20 protein-coding genes are annotated in these 20,440 nt (G+C 72.6%); 6 read left to right on the top strand and 14 right to left on the bottom strand.

Annotated features, from left to right (window positions below):
• Positions 1 to 146 precede the first annotated feature (146 nt).
• Positions 147 to 716: a hypothetical protein gene (locus ACIP64_RS07830; RefSeq protein ID WP_401582900.1), complete on the top strand. Its 570-nt coding sequence runs from the start codon at positions 147 to 149 to the stop codon at positions 714 to 716.
• 20 nt (positions 717 to 736) lie between these two features.
• Here ACIP64_RS07830 and ACIP64_RS07825 read toward each other — a convergent pair whose 3' ends face one another.
• Positions 737 to 1,273 carry a TetR/AcrR family transcriptional regulator gene (locus ACIP64_RS07825; protein ID WP_401583208.1) on the bottom strand — a complete coding sequence of 179 codons (537 nt, stop codon included), beginning with the start codon at positions 1,271 to 1,273 and terminating at the stop codon, positions 737 to 739.
• Between the two features lie 22 nt (positions 1,274 to 1,295).
• A complete protein-coding gene (locus ACIP64_RS07820; protein WP_401582898.1) occupies positions 1,296 to 2,129 on the bottom strand; it encodes an alpha/beta fold hydrolase in 834 nt (277 codons plus the stop codon).
• A 258-nt stretch (positions 2,130 to 2,387) separates the two neighbouring features.
• Here ACIP64_RS07820 and ACIP64_RS07815 point away from each other — a divergent pair, with 258 nt between their 5' ends.
• Both ACIP64_RS07815 and ACIP64_RS07810 read left to right on the top strand, forming a co-directional pair.
• Positions 2,388 to 2,558 carry a hypothetical protein gene (locus tag ACIP64_RS07815; protein WP_401582896.1) on the top strand — a complete coding sequence of 57 codons (171 nt, stop codon included), beginning with the start codon at positions 2,388 to 2,390 and terminating at the stop codon, positions 2,556 to 2,558.
• Between the two features lie 19 nt (positions 2,559 to 2,577).
• Positions 2,578 to 2,760, top strand: coding sequence for a hypothetical protein (locus ACIP64_RS07810; RefSeq protein WP_401582894.1), 183 nt, complete (start codon positions 2,578 to 2,580; stop codon positions 2,758 to 2,760).
• Positions 2,761 to 2,812: 52 nt separating this feature from the next.
• Here ACIP64_RS07810 and ACIP64_RS07805 read toward each other — a convergent pair whose 3' ends face one another.
• Positions 2,813 to 3,166 (bottom strand): hypothetical protein, encoded by a 354-nt coding sequence (locus tag ACIP64_RS07805; protein WP_401582893.1) that lies wholly within the window; start codon positions 3,164 to 3,166, stop codon positions 2,813 to 2,815.
• Between the two features lie 515 nt (positions 3,167 to 3,681).
• On the opposite strand from ACIP64_RS07805, the gene ettA reads away from it, so the two are divergent.
• Genes ettA through ACIP64_RS07790 form a run of 3 tightly spaced genes read left to right on the top strand, consistent with a single transcriptional unit; the run spans position 3,682 to position 6,510 of the window.
• Positions 3,682 to 5,346 carry an energy-dependent translational throttle protein EttA gene (gene ettA / locus ACIP64_RS07800; protein ID WP_360905888.1) on the top strand — a complete coding sequence of 555 codons (1,665 nt, stop codon included), beginning with the start codon at positions 3,682 to 3,684 and terminating at the stop codon, positions 5,344 to 5,346.
• 7 nt (positions 5,347 to 5,353) lie between these two features.
• Positions 5,354 to 5,812 carry an acyl-CoA thioesterase gene (locus tag ACIP64_RS07795; RefSeq protein ID WP_401582891.1) on the top strand — a complete coding sequence of 153 codons (459 nt, stop codon included), beginning with the start codon at positions 5,354 to 5,356 and terminating at the stop codon, positions 5,810 to 5,812.
• Positions 5,809 to 6,510, top strand: coding sequence for a hypothetical protein (locus ACIP64_RS07790; RefSeq protein WP_401582889.1), 702 nt, complete (start codon positions 5,809 to 5,811; stop codon positions 6,508 to 6,510). The genes ACIP64_RS07795 and ACIP64_RS07790 overlap by 4 nt, the downstream gene beginning before the upstream one ends.
• Positions 6,511 to 6,526: 16 nt before the next feature.
• Here ACIP64_RS07790 and ACIP64_RS07785 read toward each other — a convergent pair whose 3' ends face one another.
• From ACIP64_RS07785 to ACIP64_RS07735, 11 genes are all read right to left on the bottom strand, one after another.
• Positions 6,527 to 6,940: a globin gene (locus tag ACIP64_RS07785; protein WP_401582888.1), complete on the bottom strand. Its 414-nt coding sequence runs from the start codon at positions 6,938 to 6,940 to the stop codon at positions 6,527 to 6,529.
• A gap of 29 nt (positions 6,941 to 6,969) precedes the next feature.
• A complete protein-coding gene (locus ACIP64_RS07780) occupies positions 6,970 to 7,938 on the bottom strand; it encodes an FHA domain-containing protein (RefSeq protein ID WP_401582886.1) in 969 nt (322 codons plus the stop codon).
• Between the two features lie 41 nt (positions 7,939 to 7,979).
• Positions 7,980 to 9,329: a VWA domain-containing protein gene (locus ACIP64_RS07775; RefSeq protein WP_401582884.1), complete on the bottom strand. Its 1,350-nt coding sequence runs from the start codon at positions 9,327 to 9,329 to the stop codon at positions 7,980 to 7,982.
• Between the two features lie 68 nt (positions 9,330 to 9,397).
• A complete protein-coding gene (locus ACIP64_RS07770) occupies positions 9,398 to 10,549 on the bottom strand; it encodes a PP2C family serine/threonine-protein phosphatase (RefSeq protein WP_401582882.1) in 1,152 nt (383 codons plus the stop codon).
• Positions 10,550 to 10,553: 4 nt separating this feature from the next.
• Entirely contained in the window at positions 10,554 to 13,202 is a 2,649-nt protein-coding gene (locus tag ACIP64_RS07765; RefSeq protein WP_401582880.1) for a tetratricopeptide repeat protein, read from the bottom strand.
• Positions 13,199 to 14,485 (bottom strand): hypothetical protein, encoded by a 1,287-nt coding sequence (locus ACIP64_RS07760; protein ID WP_401582878.1) that lies wholly within the window; start codon positions 14,483 to 14,485, stop codon positions 13,199 to 13,201. Before ACIP64_RS07760 ends, ACIP64_RS07765 begins: the two co-directional genes overlap by 4 nt.
• Before the next feature lie 96 nt (positions 14,486 to 14,581).
• Positions 14,582 to 15,604: a glutamate ABC transporter substrate-binding protein gene (locus tag ACIP64_RS07755; protein ID WP_401582876.1), complete on the bottom strand. Its 1,023-nt coding sequence runs from the start codon at positions 15,602 to 15,604 to the stop codon at positions 14,582 to 14,584.
• Between the two features lie 20 nt (positions 15,605 to 15,624).
• Positions 15,625 to 17,046, bottom strand: a complete 1,422-nt coding sequence (locus tag ACIP64_RS07750) for a hypothetical protein (protein WP_401582874.1) — start codon at positions 17,044 to 17,046, stop codon at positions 15,625 to 15,627.
• Positions 17,047 to 17,266: 220 nt separating this feature from the next.
• Positions 17,267 to 18,283, bottom strand: a complete 1,017-nt coding sequence (locus ACIP64_RS07745) for an N-acetylglucosamine kinase (RefSeq protein WP_401582873.1) — start codon at positions 18,281 to 18,283, stop codon at positions 17,267 to 17,269.
• Positions 18,274 to 19,536, bottom strand: a complete 1,263-nt coding sequence (locus tag ACIP64_RS07740) for a 6-phospho-beta-glucosidase (protein WP_401582871.1) — start codon at positions 19,534 to 19,536, stop codon at positions 18,274 to 18,276. Before ACIP64_RS07740 ends, ACIP64_RS07745 begins: the two co-directional genes overlap by 10 nt.
• Positions 19,533 to 20,435 (bottom strand): carbohydrate ABC transporter permease, encoded by a 903-nt coding sequence (locus ACIP64_RS07735; protein WP_401582869.1) that lies wholly within the window; start codon positions 20,433 to 20,435, stop codon positions 19,533 to 19,535. The genes ACIP64_RS07740 and ACIP64_RS07735 overlap by 4 nt, the downstream gene beginning before the upstream one ends.
• Positions 20,436 to 20,440 lie beyond the last annotated feature (5 nt).

Genomic DNA, 20,440 nt, shown 5'->3' with positions numbered 1-20,440 from the left:
CGGCTCCGGCCGTAGTCCCACCCCCAGGGGGCGGAGGTCACCGACCTCCGCCCCCTGGGTTTTGCCCGGCGCCCCCGGAACCTTCCCCTCGGGGGCGGCGTCCGTAGCCTTCGGCACAACGACGCGACGGGCAGGGGACGCACACCATGGGCAAGGGACACAGACGGCGGCCGTGGGCCGTGCTGGGGATCATCGCGGTCGGGGCTGTGGCCGGGACGCTTCTCTACGCGGAAGAGGCGACACCGGCAGCGCCGCGCGTCGACCCCGCGCTGGAACGGGCGGTGCTCCCGGCGGTGGACCGCTACCTGCTCACGGAACCCCTGGGGGGACCGCTCGGCGGTGACGACTTCCCCGACGAGAGCGGACCCGCGCCGCGCGGCTTCTGCACGGAGCACATCATCGAGATCCGTCCCGCGGGAGACGGCCTGCGGGTGGGGGTGGTCGCCTGGTGCGGGCACTTCTCGCGGCACGGCGCGGGTGTGAGGACGTTCGACGCGGGGATCGTGGCGGGGGCGCTGACGGTGTCCCCGGCCACGGCGCCCGCCCGGGTGAGCGACGTCTCGTGGGAGCCCGACGGGGACTCCTCCTCCTGGGCGGCGGCGCAGTTCTCCGCCGGAGGCGCCGCGGAGGCCGAACGCCTCCTCGGCGACTCCACCGCCTACCTGACCGACCCCGAGACCAAGGCCCGCGCCGCCTTCGGCCTGCCGGGGCGTTAGCTGCCCCGGTTCTTGTCGGCCTACACCATCGCGCGCAGGCCCCGGTCGGTGAAGGTGATCAGCCACTCGAAGCTCTCGTCGATGTCGGTGCTCCACTGGAAGCTGTTGGCCGCCTGCAACGTCGCGAAGCCGTGAAAGAGGCTGCGGAGCATGCGCAGGGCATGGTCCACGTCCGCGTCCTCCACGTCGTAGCCGCGCAGAACCGCTTGGAGCGGTTTGAGCAGGCGCTGACTCGCGGGGGTCAGCGGATCGTCGGGGCCGGACGGTTCCATGCCGATCGTCGCGCCGTACCGGCCGGGATGCCGGAGGATGAAGGCGCGGAAGGAACGCGCCGCCGCCGCGAGGGCGTCACGGCCCGCGTACCCCTGGACGGCACTGCCGACAGCGTCGGCGGCCTCGGTCAACGCCAGTGCCGCGATCCGCCGGTTGAGGTCCTCCTGGCCGCCCACGTGCTTGTAGAGGGACGGGGTGCGCACGCCCAGCCGCTCGGCCAGCAGCCCCATCGTCAGGTTGGCGATGCCCACCTCGTCGGCGAGCACGGCACCCGCCGCGACCACGGTCGCCTGGTCCAGGCCGGCCCTAGGCACGGGCGGCCGACTCGAGGAAGGCGAGCACGAGGGCGACGACCTGGTCGGGGAACTGGTCGTGGGGGTAGTGCCCCGCGCCCTCGACCATCTCCAGCCGGCCGAGGCCGGAGGGCAGGGCGTCGACGATCGCCGCCCCCTCGGCGGCCGGGTCGGCCCAGTCGGGGTCGAGCGAGCCCATGACGACCAGGACCGGGCTCTGGACGTTGCCGAGTTGCGCGCCGGCGTCGGCCGGGGTGCCGCGGCCCATGCCCTGCAGGGCCTTCATCCGGCCCGGCTCGCGCAGCAGCGAGTCGACGCGGTCCAGCCGCTCGGCCCAGTGGGCCGGCTTCACGCCGGGGTAGGCCACGTCGAGGTAGGACCGCCACAGCGGCACGCTGCCGAACAGGCCGGTGCCGATCAAGCGCAGCATGCCCTGCCGGAAGCGCTTCACCCGCAGGTCGCCGAGGCGGACGGACTGCTTGCGGGTGAACGGCGCCAACTCGACGACAGCGGTCACGCGCGAGGGCTCCTGCGCCGCGGCGATGGTGGCGGCCCCGCCGGAGATCGAGTGGCCGACGAGCACGGCGGGTCCGCCCAGGTGCCGGATCACGGCGAGCAGGTCGCCGGCGATGGCGGTGCGGCTCCAGGCCGGCCAGTCCACGCTGGACTCGCCGCAGCCGCGCAGGTCGACCGCGGCGACCCGGTATCCGGCCGCCACGAGCGGCGGTATCACGTCCCGGTAGGCGGCGCGGCTGTCGCCCATGCCGTGCGCCAGAACGATCAGCGGGCCCGATCCCGCCACCTCGTAGGCGATCGTCCCACCGTCGACGGCCAGGTACTCGGTCATGACCTCTCCTGAATGGCTAATTGCGTTAGCTGAAAGCTAATACGATTAGCCAACCCTGTCAATGGGGACCTCCGGGCACGGTTCGCGGCTTCTTCCTTCCGGGCCGCCCGGGGGCACCACCGAGGCCGAGCGCCTCGTCAGCGACACTGCCGCGAACCCCGAGGACAAGGCGCGAGCCGCCTTCAGCCTCCACCCGAGCGGCGCCTCGCGCCGACAACCCGAGGACCCGGGGATGGCGACGCGGGTACCTTCCACCGCGTGATCACTGTGTCGAACGATGAACTGGTCACCACCGCGCAGGCCATGCTCAATCCCCGCAGCGAGGGTGACCGACTGTCCGGCGACGTGGGCTGCGTGCATCGACACCGGACCGGGAACCGGATTCTGTGCGGAGCGCGCGGCCGGCGCAGCCGTGGTCACCGGCCGTGAGTGCCGGATTGTCGAGGTCGTGGCCGTGTGGCGCAACGACGAGGGGATCCTGCACGTCCTGCCACTGTGCGGCCGGTGCCGGGTGTTCCTGCGCCGGAACGCCCCGGCGAACCTGGAGGCGGAAGTGGTTCTCGGACGCACCAGGACGGCCAAGCTCCGCGACGTACTGCCCGCCCGCGAGTGGCCGGATCCGCTGGACTGACCCGTGGCCCCGATGCTCTTGATGGACGATGCCCCCGAACTACCGGAAGCACTCAGCCGAATCTGCGCGACGTGCGGACCGCGCCGATGTGCCTTGCCTGCCGCCGCGTCAGCAACTCGTCGATGGGTTCGAGGACTCGATCCCATGCGGCTTCAGTCTCTTCGGGCCTGATACGGGTCCGCGCGTAGTCCTGAGCCGCGGTGATCGCCCTGTTGTAGAGGTCGTGATCGGCGGGGACAGCGGTCGAGCGCTCACGGCGCAACCACGCGATCAGCTGCGGCATGTCCCGTGACCAGTTCGGGTTCGCCAAGGAGCGCACACGCAGATACCCCAGCAGATCCCACCATCGGCGGCTGTGCCACGTGCGTGAGTCCGCGGGGGGCAGACCGGGGGGCAGATCCTTCACGGGCTCCATGGTGTCTGGTGACGGCACCTGTGGCGACGGGGTTTCCCGGCTCCAGCCGCGCGGGACAGCGCCGGGAGAGCCTGCGTGCTGGTCCGGTGCCTGGGCGCACCGATGCATGGCGGTGATGGGCCCTGGGTCACGTGTTGGCGATGCCGCCGAGGTACGCGGTATGCCGTCGCTGATCAGTGCTCTCAGGGAGAACGAAGCCATCGCCTGCCGCGGCCTTGGAGCGCGACCGGACCTTCGCGTGGCTGTGCAGCGAGCGCCCCTGCAGGTGGCGCGCTTGCTGCTGGAGTGACTCCGCCGGGTGCGCCACGGAGCCAAATGCGTCGCGGCTGGGCCGCGCAAGGTGACCCGAGGGCGAACACCGGCGACCGACAGTGACAGGGCGGCCGCCTGTGCCCCCCGAGAGTTCGCAGGTCGCGAGGCCCGCGCAGTACTCGTTTCCGCCGAGGGGTGGCGGTACGGCAAGATGGGGTGTATCTGCCCACACATCGATTGCCGGACGGTTTCTCTTGGCTGAGTTCATCTACACCATGCGCAAGACGCGCAAGGCGCACGGCGACAAGGTGATCCTCGACGACGTCACCTTGAGCTTCCTCCCCGGAGCGAAGATCGGTGTCGTGGGGCCGAACGGCGCCGGTAAGTCCACGGTGCTCAAGATCATGGCGGGTCTGGAGCAGCCGTCCAACGGTGACGCGTTCCTCTCGCCCGGCTACAGCGTCGGCATCCTGCTGCAGGAGCCGCCGCTGGACGAGTCCAAGACCGTGCTGGAGAACGTCCAGGACGGCGTGGGCCCGATCAAGGGCAAGCTGGACCGCTTCAACGAGATCGCCGAGCTGATGGCGACCGACTACTCCGACGCGCTGCTCGACGAGATGGGCAAGCTGCAGGAGGAGCTGGACCACGCCAACGCCTGGGACCTGGACGCCCAGCTGGAGCAGGCGATGGACGCCCTCGGCTGCCCGCCCGGCGACTGGGCGGTGACCAACCTCTCCGGTGGTGAGAAGCGCCGCGTCGCGCTCTGCAAGCTGCTGCTGGAGGCCCCCGACCTGCTGCTGCTCGACGAGCCCACCAACCACCTGGACGCCGAGTCCGTCCAGTGGCTGGAGCAGCACCTGGCCAAGTACGCGGGCACCGTCGTGGCGATCACCCACGACCGGTACTTCCTGGACAACGTCGCCGAGTGGATCCTCGAGCTCGACCGCGGCCGCGCCTACCCCTACCAGGGCAACTACTCCACGTACCTGGAGACCAAGCAGTCCCGTCTCAAGGTCGAGGGCGCGAAGGACGCCAAGCGCGCCAAGCGGCTCAAGGAAGAGCTGGAGTGGGTCCGCTCCAACGCCAAGGGCCGGCAGGCCAAGTCCAAGGCGCGCCTCGCCCGTTACGAGGAGATGGCCGCCGAAGCCGAGAAGATGCGCAAGCTCGACTTCGAGGAGATCCAGATCCCGCCGGGCCCGCGCCTGGGCAGCATCGTGGTCGAGGTCAGCAACCTCTCCAAGGCGTTCGGCGAGAAGGTCCTGATCGACGACCTCTCCTTCACCCTGCCGCGCAACGGCATCGTCGGCGTCATCGGCCCCAACGGCGCCGGCAAGACCACGCTGTTCAAGATGATCCAGGGCCTGGAGGACCCGGACTCCGGCTCGATCAAGGTCGGCGAGACGGTCAAGATCTCCTACGTGGACCAGAGCCGCGCCAACATCGACCCCAAGAAGACCCTCTGGGCGGTCGTGTCGGACGAGCTGGACTACATCAACGTCGGCCAGGTCGAGATGCCGTCCCGCGCGTACGTCAGCGCCTTCGGCTTCAAGGGCCCGGACCAGCAGAAGCCCGCCGGCGTGCTCTCCGGCGGTGAGCGCAACCGCCTCAACCTGGCGCTCACCCTCAAGCAGGGCGGCAACCTGCTGCTCCTCGACGAGCCGACCAACGACCTCGACGTCGAGACCCTGTCCTCGCTGGAGAACGCGCTGCTGGACTTCCCCGGCTGCGCCGTGGTCGTCTCCCACGACCGCTGGTTCCTGGACCGGGTGGCCACCCACATCCTCGCCTACGAGGGCGAGTCCAAGTGGTTCTGGTTCGAGGGCAACTACGAGTCCTACGAGAAGAACAAGGTCGAGCGGCTCGGCCCGGACGCGGCCCGTCCGCACCGCGCCACGTACAAGAAGCTCACCCGGGGCTGATCGCCTGATGGCACGTCACATCTACCCCTGCCCGATGCGCTGGTCGGACATGGACGCCTTCGGGCATGTCAACAACGTCGTCTTCCTCCGCTACTTGGAGGAGGCGCGTGTCGACTTCATGTTCCGGCTGGCGCCCGGGGAGGGCAGCGCGTCGTTCACGGGCGGGTCGGTCATCGCCCGCCACGAGATCGACTACCTGCGCCCGCTCGTCCACCGGCACGAGCCGGTGACCGTCGAGACCTGGGTGACCAAGGTGGGGGCGGCCTCGATGACGGTCGCGTACGAGATCAAGGACGGGGAGACCGTCTACGTACGGGCCTCCACGATCGTCGTCCCGTACAACCTCGAGGAGGGCCGGCCGCGGCGGATCACCGCCGAGGAGCGCGCGTTCCTGGAGGAGTACTTCGACGACGCCGCGTCCAGTGCCGGCGCGAGCGCCGGCAAGGAGGAGGCCGCGGCCGCATGACGGCGTCGCTGCGGCTCGCCGAGGCCAGGGAGGCGGAGGGTTTCGCCGTCTTCCTGGCCCGGCTGCTGCGCTGGGACAAGGCCGCGGTCGTCCGGTTGCAGGCGTCCGGCTCGGTGCTCGCGGTCTTCGGCCAGCCGCCCTTCGGCGGCGGGGTCGTGGCCGTGCGCACGGCGGAGCTCGCCGGCGCGCACGAGGCGGACGCCACCGTCTCGGCCGGGCAGTTGCTCGACGGGCTCGACGGGGAGGCGGGCACGCTCGCCGTCCCGGCCGCCGTCACCGGCCCGGCCTGGGCCGGGGTGCTGCCGCCGCGCGGTGGCTGGCGGCGGCTGGAGGGACTGCCCTCGCCGGACGACGTTCGGGCGGTGGCCGTCGCGGCGGTGACGGAGTTCCGCACCCGCAGCGAGGCGCTGGCGCCCGAGCACCGCACCCGCGCGGAGCTCGACGCGCTGGCGGACGACATCTGGTCCCGCCGGCTCGGTGCGACCGGCCTGCCGCTGCGGGCGGTGCACGCCGCCCACGCCCTCGGCTTCCTGCGCCCGGTACGCGCCACCGTCCCGGCCCCGCGTACGGCGGGCGGGAGCGGGGAGCCGGCCATGGACCTGCTGGCGGCGGGGGCGTGGCTGCGGCTGCGCACGTCGTACGGCTCGGTCGCGGTGCGCCGCGGCAGCGGCCTGGGGCTGTCGGTCAGCCCCGTCTGACCGCGCTCCGGTCCCGTCAGCCGGGCGTGTTCACCATCGACGCGGCCGCGTAGACCAGGTAGTCCCACAGCTGACGCTCGTGGTCCGGTTCCAGGCCGATCTCGTCCACCGCGTCGCGCATCACGCGCAGCCAGGCGTCGTGCGCCTCCTGGTCGACCCGGAAGGGCGCGTGCCGCATCCGCAGCCGGGGGTGGCCGCGGTTCTCGCTGTACGTGCGCGGGCCGCCCCAGTACTGCATGAGGAAGAGGGTCATCCGCTCCTCGGCGGGGCCCAGGTCCTCCTCGGGGTACATCGGCCGCAGGACCGGGTCCTGCGCGACGCCCTCGTAGAAGCGGTGGACGAGCCGCCGGAAGGTCGGCTCGCCGCCCACCGCCTCGTAGAACGACTGCTGGTCGAGTGTGCCCCGGGGAATCTCGTTCACGTGTCCCATGGTCTCAGACGGGCCGGCGGAGCCGGGAGTCAGTCGCGCACGATCCGGATCGTCGTCCACGCGCCCACGTGCACACGGTCCCCTTCCGCCAGCGGGACGGGCACGAAGGGGGCGATGGAGTCCTCGCCGTTGTTGACCGTGGTGCCGTTGGTGGAGTTCTGGTCGACCACCGACCAGCCGCCGTCCGGCTGCCGCACGAGCACGGCGTGCTTGTGGGAGACGCCCGGGTCCTCCGGGGCCCGCGCGAGGTCGATGTCGGGTGACTCGCCGGTGCTGTGCCGGCGGCGGCCGATGGTGATCTGCGGGCCCGTGAGCGGCAGGCGCAGCTCGGGGGAGTAGGAGGGGAAGTACAGGCCCTGGGCCTCGGGGCCGCTGCGGGCCATCATCGCCGTGAAGTACTCCCGGTCGGCGCCGATCACGGCGGTCCAGGTGCCGGGGCCCGCGGGCGCGGCCTCGGGCTCGTACGCGGAGGGCGGGGTGAGCAGGAAGTCGCCGGACCCGGCGGTGACCGACTCCGGCTCCAGCGGCTCGGCGGGCCGGTTCACCTGCGACGGGCGCGTCAGGGACGACTCGTACCGCTGGTACGGCGGCATGCCGGGCCCGCCGGCCGGGTAGGGCGGGGACACCGTGCCGCCGGACGGCGCCTGCGGGACGAAGGTCGTGCCGGCGTGCGTGACGAAGTTGTAGCGGCACTCCTCGCAGAACTGCGCGTAGCCCTCGCGCGGCGTTCCGCAGTGCGGGCAGGGCTCGACGGCCGCCGTGGCGTCCGGGTCGTAGGCCCGGCCGCCGCCGAAACCGCTCCCCGCACCGTAGCCGGAGCCGGGGGTGTAGCCGGGGTCGTAACCGCCCGAGTACGGCGGTGGGGGCGGGGGATAGGGGGACGGCGCGCCGGGTGCGCCGGGTGGGGCGGAGGAGGCCGCCGGTGAGGCCATGCGCATCCCGCACACCTCGCACCAGTCGTCCGTCGCGGACTCATGACCGTTCGGGCAAGTCGACATGTCGTTTTCTCTCCCCCTCCGCCCCGATTTACCCCACCACGTTACTTCTTGACACGGACAGTCTTGGTCGAACGTGTCTCCAGGGTCATCTCGTCGGCGTCCGCGACCCTGGCCTTCAGCCGCACAGTACCCGTCGCCGCGTCGACCACGTCCACCACCTTGGCCAGCAGCTTCGCGGTGTCCTCGTTGCCCGAGGCGCTGGCCAGCTGCACCGCGCGGCCCAGCTTGGCGGTCGCGGAGTCGAAGTCGCCCTGCTTGCGGGCCTCCAGACCCTGCTGGATGACCTGGGCCAGCTCCGCCTGGCCGGTGTAGTGGGCGACCTGCGGGTTGATCCGCGTGGAGGCGACCATGTCGTCGGTCCACACCGCCCGCACCAAGCCCTGCCCGAGCACCTGCGGTGTGCCGTCGGGCTGCGGCTGGACGAGCGAGATGCGGGCCGCCAGCATCTCCTGGCCCACTCCGGCCGTCGGCACGACCACGTTGACGTGGTAGTCGCGGGACTCGTCGCCCCAGGAACCGGTCGGGTAGTCGCCGGCCCGGGGACCGGCCTCGGCGCGCCGGGCGGTCAGGTCCTCGACGGTGGGCGCCACCTGCTTCACGTACTGGATCTCCGCGCCCTGCGGGGTCCACACGCGCAGGGCCACGTCCGCGACCTCCTTGCCCATGGCGGTCTCCATCATCTGCCGGAAGTCCGCCTCCAGGCCGGAGGGATCGGCGACGATGTCGACGGAGCCGAGCAGTGCCGAGGCGATGCCGGTCAGCTCCTTGACCTCCCAGTCGGTGCCGACGCCGCGCGCGTCGCAGGTGAAGCGGCCCGCGCAGGCGTCGAGGGCGGCGCGCAGGTCCTCCGGCTTCTCGTGCTCGTTGCGGCCGTCGGTCAGCAGGATGCCGTGGCGTATCGACACATCGGCGGTGGACAGCAGCCGGTCGGCCAGCCGCAGCCAGGTGCCGATCGCGGTGCCGCCGCCGGCGCTGAGCCGGCGCAGCGCCTGCTTGGCCTGGTGGCGGGTGGTCGGGTCGGCGACGGCCAGGCCCCCGTCGGCCGGGTAGACCTCCTTGGCCTGGTGGGTGCCGGCCACCACCGCGAAGGCGACCCCGTCGCGGATGGTGTCGACGGCCGCGGCCGTCGCGTCGCGGGCACTGCGCATCTTGGTGGGCGGGTAGTCCATGGAGCCCGAGCAGTCCACCATGATCACCACGGCCGCCCCGGGACGGCTGCCGGGCAGGTCGGCGGGGCCCAGGCCGGCCAGCGGCAGCCCGCCGGAGGTGCCGCCGCCCGTGGAGGTCACCGTGACGATCGCGTTGACCTCGCGGCCGCCCTCCGGCAGGAACTCGTTCTGGTAGATGTCGACGGAGAACTGCGGCACGTTCGACTTGGAGAAGTTGGCCATCGGGTGCGCTCCTTGCGCTTGTCAACCAAGAAGAAGGATCAACGAGTTGAGGAGTGGGGGGAGGGAGGTCAGGCCACCGGGAAGGGCAGCACGGCCACGGTGATGTTGTCGTGTCCTCCGCCGTCGATGGCGACGCCGACGAGAGTGCGGGCGCAGTGCAGCGGCCGGACGCGGGCGTCCCCGGGCATCACCGAGGCGAGTTCCGCGGCCGATTCCGCGTAGTTCCAGAGTCCGTCGGTGCACACCACCACGACACCCGGTCCGTCCGGCTCGAAGGAAGCGGTGTGCGGGTCCAGTTCGACCGCGTCCGCGCCGAGCCACCCGGTGATGGCGTGGGCCCGTTCGTCCGCGTACGCCTCGGCCTGGGTCATCAGGCCGAGCGAGACCATGCGCTCGGCCCAGGAGTCGTCCTCGGTCAGCCGGGCGCCGGGGACCGAGCGGTCGTCGGGGATCCAGTACGCGCGGCTGTCGCCGATCCAGCCGACGGTGAAGGTCTTGCCGGAGGTGACCGCGCTGACGCAGGTGCAGGCGGGCGCGTTCTGGTGCCGCCGGCTCTCCTCCTCGGGGGTCTCGGCGGCCAGGTCGGCGACGGCCTGCGCGGCGACCAGCAGGGCCTCGCGCATCGCCTCCTCGGGCCGTACGCCGCGCGACAGCGAGGGCACGAGCGCCTTCACCGCCGCGTCCGCCGCGGTCTCCGAGGCGTCGTCGGGGCGGTACGCGGACGAGACGCCGTCGCACACCACGGCGACGACCGACTCGGTGCCGTCCGGCAGCGTGGTCGTGGACAGCGCGAAGGCGTCCTCGTTGCGGTGGTGCCGCAGACCCCGGTCGGTGACCGCGGCCACCCCGCCGAGCTCCACCTCCTGGTGGTCGCGCGGGCGGGGCTGGGCGTGGCCGCAGTGCTCGCAGTAGCCGTCGGCGTCGATGGCGCCGACCTCGCAGGCCACGCAGCGCGGCCGGGCCGGAGCGGCGCCCTGCTGCTCGACCCGGGGGTCCGCGATGCGGGCCTGGGTGAGCCCCGAGGTGCCGAGGCCGAAGGCGAGGGTGTCCGCCTCCCCCGCGGGCGGGGCGAGTTCGTACGCCTCGGGCTCCGCGGGCGGCGCGAGCGGGTAGCCGTCCGGCCGCCGGGGGGCGGCCAGATCGGCGCCGCAGGCGTCGCAGAACTTGTCGGCGGGCTCCAGAGGCTCGGCGCACTCCGGGCAAACGGTCGTCTGGGGCATGGCGTTACACCCACGTCCGGGGGCGGAAGCGGTTGGCCCGCTCCACCAGTTCGATCCTTGTCCGGCCCTGGTCGGCGAGGCGGGCCAGCACCCGGTAGGACTGCTCCAGGCCGAAGCGCAGGCCGCGCTCGTCGAGGTCCCGGCCCAGCAGCGGCGGTGAGCCGGTCCCGGCGTCGCCCTGCTGTCCGGCGAGCACCCAGTCCAGGGCGGTGCCCAGCACCTCCGTGGACAGCTGCTCGCGCTGCCGGGTGTCCAGGCCCAGCCGCTGCAGGTCCTCGACCTGCTGCGCGGCGGCCCGCAGGTCGCCGAGCAGCGCCTCGTGCGGCGGCCGGTCGCGCAGGCGCGCCCGTACCGCCGCGACCCGTGCCGCCGTGTAGTGGATGGACGCCTCGGGCACCGACTCCAGCGCCGCGACGGCTCCCGCGCGGTCGCCCGCCGCCAGTTGGACCCGGGCGAGGCCGAAGGCGGCGCTGACGTAGCTGTGGTCGGTGGTCCACACCAGGCGGTAGTACTCGGCGGCGTTGTCCAGCTGCCCCAGCACCTCGGCGCAGATGCCGAGCGCCAGCTTCGGCGCGGGCTCGCCGGGGAAGGCGTCGTAGACCGCGTCGAAGGCGAGGGCGGCGGTCCCGTGGTCGCCGGTGGCGAGCGCGGCCAGGCCGCGGTGCCACACCACCCGCCAGTCGTCGCCGTGTTCGTCCTGGAGCGCGGCCAGCGCGTCGGTGGCGGAGCGCGCGTCCGCCGTGTCGAGCCAGGCACGCACCAGGCGCAGCCGAAGCTCCGTGGACTCCGCGGGAGCCGCCTGGAGGGCCGCCACCAGTTCCGCGGGCGCGGCGGCCGCCATGCCCGCGAGGAAACCGGCGTTGGGATCGGCCGCGTCCACGTGCGGCACCGGCAGCGCCAGCGCGGCGGCCCGTACGTCGAGCCGGGTGACCGCAGGACCGGCAGGGCCCGCGAGGCCGGTTCCCGCCGCCGGGGCCGACCCGGTCCGCTGCGCCGGGACGGTGTACGGGGCGCTCGCCACCGTCGGGCTGTAGGTGCCGTTCGCCGGCGGCAGGGCGGGCATCGGGGGCGCCGCGGCGACGGCGGGGGCGGCCCCGGTGGCGATCGCACCGGCCCTGCCCTTCGTCCGGCCGCCGCCGAGCGAGGACGCGTCGCCGTGGACGGGCGTCAGCAACTCGCTGTCGACCACGCGCAGCTCGGGCCCGAACAGCGTCGACAGTGCGGGACGCGGCGTGCCGGTGCCCATGGCGACGACCTCGCGCAGCACGCCCAGCAGCTGGTCGGCCATCTCCTCCGCCGAGGCGAAGCGGCGCCCCGGGTCGGGATCGGTGGCCCGTACCAGCAGCCGGTAGAAGGACTCGTAGCGCGAGAAGACCTCGATGTTGGCGGGGTCGGGGAGGCTGTCGACGAAGACGTTCGTGTAGCCCTGGAAGTCGAAGGTGAGCACCGCCAGGGTGCGCGCGACCGTGTAGAGGTCGGAGGCGACGGAGGGCCCGACCTCCGGCACCTCGGGGGCCTGGTAGCCGACGGTGCCGTAGATCGCGCTGTCGCTGTCGTCCATGCGGCGGACGGCGCCCATGTCGATGAGTTCCAGCCGGTCCTCGGTCTGGATCGCGTTGTCGACCTTGAAGTCGCAGTACAGCAGGTTGCGGCTGTGCAGGTGGCCGAGCGCGTCCAGCGCCTCGATGGCGTAGGCGATCGCCTGGTCGACGGGGAGCGGCTCGCGCCTGCCGTCCGCCGAGCGGCGCTCGTTGGCGATCTCCTTGAGCGACTTGCCGCCGACGTACTCCATCACGATGTAGCCGTCGAGGCTGCCGGTGCGCGGGTCGAGGTGCTCGACGAAGTTGTAGATCCGCACGATGTTGGGGTGCTCGATCTCGGCCAGGAAGCGCCGTTCGGAGACCGCCGCCGCCAGCGCGTCCTCGTCGCCGGTGTCCAGCAAGCCCTTGAGCACCACCCAGCGGTCGCTGACCGCCCGGTCCACCGCCAGGTAGATCCAGCCGAGTCCGCCGTGGGCGAGGCAGCCCACCACCTCGTACTGGCCGTGCACCACGTCGCCCGCCCGGAGCTTGGGCGTGAACGAGTACGGGTGGCCGCACTTGGTGCAGAAACCGTCCGTGCGCCCCGGGCGGTCGCCGCGGCTGCGCCCGACCGGCGCACCGCACTCGCCCTTGCTGCAGAACCGCTTCCGCTCGGGGACCTGCGGGTCCTCCAGCACCGACGCGGCCGGGTCGGGCCGCGGGATCGGCGGCACGGCCACCAGTCCCGCGCCGAGCTTGCTGCGCGTCGGGCCGCTGGAGCCGGAACGCGAACTGCGCACCGACACCGGGGTGCCGCCGACCGTGCTGCCGCTGAGGGAGCGGGACAGCCGCCCGGACACCGAGCGCCGGGAGGAACGCGAGGTGCCCGACGTGCCGGAGGAACGGGACGAACGGGATGAGGCGGCGGACCCCGACGAGCCCTCCGGCCCGGATCCCGCACCCGTTCCCGTTCCCGTTCCCGGGGCGGCCCCGGATCCTGATCCGGCGGCTGTTCCCGTGGTGCCCGCGGCGCCCCCCGCCGTCACCGGCGCCAGGCCGCAGGTGTCGCAGAACAGCACACCGCCGCCGACGTCCTCGATCGTCCCGTCGCAGCCCGGACGCTGGCACTTCATCGCCCATCCCCCCTCTGATCGGCAGGCCCCGCCTGCCCCGGTACCAGCATGTCGGACACCGCGCGCTGATAGCGCAGCACCGCGCCCTCCGCGGCGCGCAGATCGCACGGCGCACTCCACAGAAGACGCCGCGCGTGGTCGTACCGCTCCATCAGAAGCGGATCCTCCGCCAAACCGTGACGTGCCACCTTCGCGCGGTAGGCGTCCAGCCGCCCGCGCAGCTCCGCGCGCACCGCCAGCGGGGCGGTGACCGCGGTCAGCGACTCGCGGGCGCGCAGCAACTCGTCGTCGGCGCGCTGCTCCAGGCCGTCCAGCAGCGGGGACAGCCGGTGCCACTGCCCGGTCCTGCGGAACTCCACGGCGGCGGTCAGCTGGTCGTGCAGCGCGACCGGCGCACCGCTCACCGCCGGCACCTCCGACGCGGCGATCTTCGCGAGCACCTCGACGCGGGCGCTGCGCGCCTCGGTGAGCGTCCGGTCGGCGCGCGAGAGCACGTCCCGCAGCCGCATCATCCGGTGGTCGGCGTCGTCCCGCACGTGCAGGACGGCCTCGACCTCGCGGCGTATGTCCTCCAGCGCGCGGCCCGCCCGGTCGTAGCGCCCGGTGTCGGGCCGTCCCGCGGTCCAGAACAGCAGCGGGTCGGAGACGACCTGCGCGCGCAACGCGGCGAGCGAGGCGAGCAGTTCCTCCAGATCGTCACCGGAGGGGTGGGTGCCGGGGCGCACCCCGACGGACTCGGCGAGCGAACGGACCCGCTGGGCCTCCACGGTGAGCAGGTCGATGCGCGCCGGCAGCGCCGACCATACCGCGTCGGCCGCCGAGACCACGTCCAGCACCTGCGCGTACCAGTCGTTCATCCGCGCCAGCAGCTGTTCCAGGCTGAGCTGTTCGCTCAGCCGGGCAGGGCCCGTCAGCCCGCGGGCTGCCTCCGGGACCGTACCGCCCGAGACCGTGACACCGGAGCCGCGCAGCAGCTCCGTCAGCTCCCGCAGCTCGCTCTGGGTGGGCCAGCGGCGGCGCGAACGCAGCGCCCGGGCGCTGGTGAGCGCGTCGGTGTAGGCGTCGAAGTGCGCCCACAGCAACGAGACGGCCTGGTCGGCCGCGGCCCAGCGCTCCTGGGTGGCGCCGGTGAGCGCCGCCCCCTCCAGCAGCCTGCGGCCGGAGTGGTCCTGGAGCGCCAGCAGGGACGCCTCGATCGCCTCCCGCTCGTCACCGAGCCGCGCCAGGGCACGGTCGACGTCCTCGCGACTCATCGCCGGTCCGGATGGTCCCGCGAGCGCCATCGCACCTACTTCCTTCTCCGCCGGTCCCCGTGTCTGCTTCAGATGTCGGCCAGTTCCCCGTCGGTCGTGCGGCGTCCTGGCGGGCGCCGGTCTGCCTCAGTCCCGGTACAGCGGTTCCGGCGGCCCCTCGATGCCGGGGAGATCCGCCTCCAGCCAGGTACGGTACGCCTGCATCCACCGGCTGTCCGGACCCCCGCTGCGGTAGTCCGCCAGCACCTTGTTGACGCGCCGCACCAGGTCGGTGTCGTTCTCGTTCATGGCCACGCCGTAGTACTCCGTCGTGACGGGCTTCCCCACCAGGCGCACCGCCGGATCCTGAGCGGCCTGCCCCGCGGCGAGCGCGTTGTCGGTGAACACGGCGTCCACCTCGCCCAGTTGCAGCTTCACCAGGCAGTCCAGCTGGTTGGGGACGAGAACGATCCGCGGCTGCAGCCGGTCCTTCTCCTCCTCCAGCTTCGCCTCGCCGGTGGTGCCCTGCGCGGTGCAGATCCGCTTGCCGGTGATGGAGTCGTCGAAGCCCTTGACGGTGGAACCCTGCCGGGGGGCGAGCAGTTGCTGCCCCGCCGCGAAGTAGGCCGTGGAGAAGGCGATGTGCTTCTCCTTGATCCGCTCGCAGGTGATGCTCACCGTGCGCACCAGCACGTCGACGTCACCGTGGTTGACGGCCTCGAAGCGCTTGGCGGTCGGCACCGTCTTGTACACGATCGCGTCCTCGTCGCCGAGGATGTCGGCGGCGATCGCCTTGGCCAGGTCGATGTCAAAACCGATGATCTTGCGGCTGACCGGGTCGCGGTAACTCCAGCGGTAGCCGTTCTGGTCGACGCCGACGACGAGCTTGCCGCGCTCCTTGATCCGTTCGACGGCGGGGCCGCTCTCCCCGGACGGCCGCAGACTCGCCTCCGGGTGGCCGCCGCAGTCGTCGTCCGCGGCCTGCCGCGCGGACCGCTCCGCGTCGGCCGGCTCCGCCGAGTGCGTGACGGCCGCCGCGCGCTCCGCCTCCGCCCGATCGGCCGCCCTCAAGTGCAGCGGCAGCGCCGTGCCGGCGACCGCCAGCACGCACAGCCCGGCCATCGCGGCCACGCCTCCCCAGCCCCGCATGCCTTGCCGCCCGCGTGTCATCCGCGGCCTCCCTCCGCCGCTCATCGGTACTCCGACAACCGGCGCCCGATGCCGAGCACCGCACCCGCCGCGCCGAACACCGCCAGGAGCGCGGCGCCGACACCCAGTCCGTTCAGCGCGCCGCGGCCGTCCGCGGCGGCCTGCTCGAACTCCTGCTGCTCATGGGCGACGGCCTTGGCCAGGCTGCTGTCGACCCCGTCGAAACAGACGCCCGTGTACTCCTCGGCCCGCTCGCCGTTCTCGTAACTCCCGCCGATCGTCTGGGCCACCGCGTCCAGGTAACTGCCCGCGTCGTCCTTCGCACGGGCCTGGAGGTTCAGGCTCCACCAGGCCTTGGCGTCCTTCATCGCGACGGTGATGCTCTCGCGGCTCTCCGCGTCGTCCGCCAGCCGCAGCGCCCGGGCGAGCAGACCGGACTTCCCGTCCGCCTTGGTGCCGGCCATGTCCTGGATCTGCCGCAGGTACGCGGTGTTGTACGCGTCACCGCTGCCCCGGGCCACCAGCGTCAGGTTCTCGTTGCTGCGGGCCTGCAGGGACTCGATGCGCGCCTCGTTGAGGACCTGCAGCGACCGGGCCCCGTGCGCGTACGAGTCGTCCAGCCGGGCGCGCGCCACGCCGTGCCCGGCGACCAGCCACAGCAGCACGGCGACGGTGGCGGCGGTCCCCGCCAGCAGGCCGATGTTGAACACCCGGTGGGTGCGCTTGAAAGAGCGCCGCTGCGCCCACACCAGGGCCACCAGCGCGACGCCACCGAGCGCCCAGGCGCCCCACGGCAGTGCCTGGGCGTCGTCGTAGTCCCGGCCGAGCCGGGCCGTCTCGATCGTCCACAGATCCTTGGCGTCGGGCAGGATCTGCTCGTTCATCAGGTCGTTGGCGCGCCGCAGGTACGCCCCGCCGACCGGGAAGCCCTGCCGGTTGTTGGACCGGGCCCGCTCGATCAGGCCCGTGTACTCGGAGAGCCGCTGGTTCAGCCGCTCCAGCCGGTCGCGCGAACCGGGCGAGCCCTCCGAACTCGCCGCCGCCTGCGTGATGCTCCGCGAGGCGACGTCGATGTCCTTGTCGTAGCGGTCGCTGACGGCCGCGGGCTCCACGCCGCCGGCGAGGAAGCCGCCGGAGGCGGTGGCACCGGCATCCGCGAGCGACCGGTAGATGTCCGCCGCGCGCGCACTCAGCGGCTCGCTGTGGTGCATCACGTCGTCGGCCGCGGTCGCCCGCTCGGAGATCTGCCAGGCCGTCACCGCGCCGAACGCCACGACCAGCACCACGAGCAGGGCACCGATCACCCGCAGCCGTCCCGGCTCGGTGGTCGCGGCCCTGCGCCACACGCGCAACTGGTCCACCCAGGCCCACGACCGGGCGTCCCCGGGCACGCCGGAGCCGCCCCCCGCCGCGTCGCCGGGCCCCCGCACGGTCGGCGGCTCCGTGTTCGTCGGCGTCCGCATCCGCCAGCCTCCCCCCGACTCGATCCCCGCGCACGCGCGCCGAGCCCATGACCAGCAGTATGGCCGCCGGCGCCGACATCCACCCCCGAATTGGGTGGATCTTGCCGCCGGTTCCGCCCGCCCCGCCCCGGTCGACGCCCCCCGTCCGGCCCGTTCGCGCGTACCCTCTCGCAGCTCACCACGCACGCGGGTGCGTGTTCGGTTCCCTGCCGCGCGCGGCCTACGGCACCGGCGCCACCGGCTCGTAGTGCGCCCGGACCCGGGCCCGGGCCTCGGGCCCGGCCCCCGAGCGGTCCAGCCCGAGCAAGGCCGCGCCGAGCACGGGCGGAGCCGTGACGACCCGCGGAACGGCCCGCGGGGCGCGGGCCGCCAGCAGCGCGACCACGGAGTCCATCAGCAGCGGGTGACGGGCGGCCAGCACACCGCCGCCGAGCACGACGTCGACCTCCTCGTCCAGCAGGCCGAGCCGGTCCAGCGCGACCGCGGCCATGACCACGATCTCCTCCGCCTGACGTTCCACGATGTTCCGTGCAACCGAATCGCCCGATTCTGCGGTTTTGAAGAGTACAGGGGTCAATTCGTGCTTCCGGGAGAAATCAATGTGTCCCAAGTGCAGTGCTTCGATCAGCGCGTACATCGACGTCAGCCCGAAGTGCGCCGGCAGCGCGGCCGCCAGCGCGGTGGGGCCGCCGCGCCCGTCCTCGGCGCGCGCCGCCCACCACAAGGCCTCGTCGGCGAGGCCCGATCCGCCGCCCCAGTCACCGGAGAGGTGGCCGATGGCGGGAAAGCGTGCCGTACGGCCGTCGGGCAGCATGCCCGCGCAGTTGATGCCGGCACCGCAGACGACGGCGACGCCGCGCGGTTCCTCCACACCGGCCCGCAGCAGCGCGAAGGTGTCGTTGGCGACCCGGGTGGTGACACCCCACCCCCGTGCGTGCACGGCGAGTTCGAGCTGCTGCTCCTCCACGGGGAGATCGGCGTTGGCCAGGCAGGCCGAGACATGCCCCACCAGCGCCTCGCCCGGGCGCAGGGCGGCACCGGCCGCCTCGGCCGCCCGCTCGACGATACGGGCCACCACCTCGACCGCCGGCTCCACACCGACGATCTGCGGCTGGAAGCCGCCGCCGCGGGCGGTGCCGAGCACCGACCCGTCGGCGGCGACGAGGGCGACATCGGTCTTGCTGTTGCCCGCGTCGATCGCGAGGACCCCCCCGTCGAGGGGATGGTTCAGATCCACGCCAGGTGCTCCCGGTTGTGCGCGATCAGACGGTCGGTCAGGGCGTCGGCGTACTCGTGCTGGCCGATCAGGGGATGCGAGAGCAGCGCCGTGAAGACGCGGTCCCGGCCGCCGTGCACGGCGGCCTTCAGCGCCAGGTCCTCGTAGGCGGTGACGTTCGCGATCAGGCCGCTGTAGAGCGGGTCCAGCGGCTCGACGGGCAGCGGGTGCGTCCCGCGTGCGTCGACGGTGGCGGGCACCTCGATGACGGCGTCGTCGGGGAGGAAGGGCAGCGTGCCGTTGTTGAGGGTGTTCACGACCTGGACGTCACCGGTGTCCCGCAGCAGCGAGGAGGCCAGGGCCACGGCCGCCTCGGAGTAGAAGGCACCGCCGCGGCGGGACAGCAGCTCCGGCTTCTCGTCGAGGCTCTCGTCCCCGTACATCTCCAGCAGTTCGGCTTCGATCGCGGCCACCTCGGCGGCCCGGGACGGCTTCGACCGCAGTTCCCGCACGACCTCGTCGTGCGCGTAGAAGTAGCGCAGGTAGTAGGAGGGTACGACGCCGAGCCGGTCCAGCAGGGTCCTGGGCAGGTGCAGGTCGTCGGCGATGGAGTCGCCGTGCGCGGCAAGCAGCTTGGGCAGCACGTCCTCGCCGGCGGGGCCGCCGATCCGCACCCCCCGCTCCCAGGTGAGGTGGTTCAGGCCCACGTGGTCCAGGTGGACCTGGTCGGGGGACACCCCCAGGAAGGAGGCGAACTTCCGCTGGAAGCCGATCGCCACGTTGCACAGGCCGACGGCCTTGTGCCCGGCCTGCAGCAGGGCCCGGGTGACGATGCCGACGGGGTTGGTGAAGTCGATGATCCAGGCATCGGGCGCGGCCCTGCGGACCCGCTCGGCGATGTCCAGCACCACCGGGACGGTGCGCAGCGCCTTGGCCAGCCCGCCGGCGCCGGTGGTCTCCTGGCCGACGCAGCCGCACTCCAGCGGCCAGGTCTCGTCCTGCGCGCGGGCGGCCTGCCCGCCCACCCGCAGTTGCAGCAGCACGGCGTCGGCGCCCGCCACGCCGGCGTCCAGATCGGAGGTGGTGGTGACGGTGCCGGAGTGGCCCTGCTTGGCGAAGATCCGCCGGGCGAGGCCGCCGACCAGCCGCAGCCGGTCCTCGGCCGGGTCGACGAGGACCAGCTCCTCGATCGGCAGGGTCTCGCGCAACCGCGCGAACCCGTCGATGAGTTCGGGGGTGTACGTGGACCCGCCGCCCACGACAGCCAGTTTCATCCCTTGACTCCCGTCAATGTCACGCCCTCGATGAAGGCCTTTTGAGCGAAGAAGAAGACAACGATCACCGGTGCCATGACCAGCACCGTGGCGGCCATCGTCAGGTTCCAGTTGGTGTGATGGGCGCCCTTGAAGGATTCCAGGCCGTAACTCAGCGTCCAGGCCGCCGGGTTCTCGCTCGCGTAGATCTGCGGTCCGAAGTAGTCGTTCCAGCAGTAGAAGAACTGGAACAGCGCCACGGCGGCGATGGCGGGCTTCGCCATGGGCAGGACGACGCGCAGCATCGTGCGCAGCTCGCCGCAGCCGTCGACCCTCGCCGCGTCCGTGTACTCCTTGGGGATGGTGAGCAGGAACTGCCGCAGCAGGAAGATGGTGAACGCGTCGCCGAAGGCCATCGGGATGATCAGCGGCCACAGGGTGCCCGACAGGTGCAGCTGCTTGGCCCAGAACAGGTACATGGGGACGATGACGACCTGCGGGGGCAGCATCATCGTGGAGATCACGAGCATCATCGACAGATTCCGCCCGCGGAAGCGGAACTTGGCCAGCGCGTAGGCGACCGGCGTGCTGGAGACGACCGTCAGCACGGTGCCGAGGCCCGCGTACAGCAGGGTGTTGCGCCACCAGGTGAGGAAGCCGGGGGTGTCCCAGACGGTGCCGAAGTTGCCCCATTCCCAGGTCCTGGGCCACAGGTCCCGGGTGAGGGCCTGGTTGTCGCTCATCACCGCGGTGAGGAAGACGAAGACGAACGGGAGGACGAAGAAGAGGGCGGCCGCGATGCCGAGGGCGTGGACGGCGATCCAGTGCAGTGCCGCCCGGCGGGTCGCGGCCCGCCGGGACGAGGCGGACGCGCCGGTCACCGGGCCGGCGGCGGGCGGGGCGAGTGTCGCGTGGGTCATCGGTA

Origin of the sequence: Streptomyces sp. NPDC088733, from assembly GCF_044751185.1 — a bacterium.
Taxonomy (GTDB): Bacteria; Actinomycetota; Actinomycetes; order Streptomycetales; family Streptomycetaceae; genus Actinacidiphila.
This window is presented reverse-complemented; position numbering and strand designations above follow the sequence as displayed.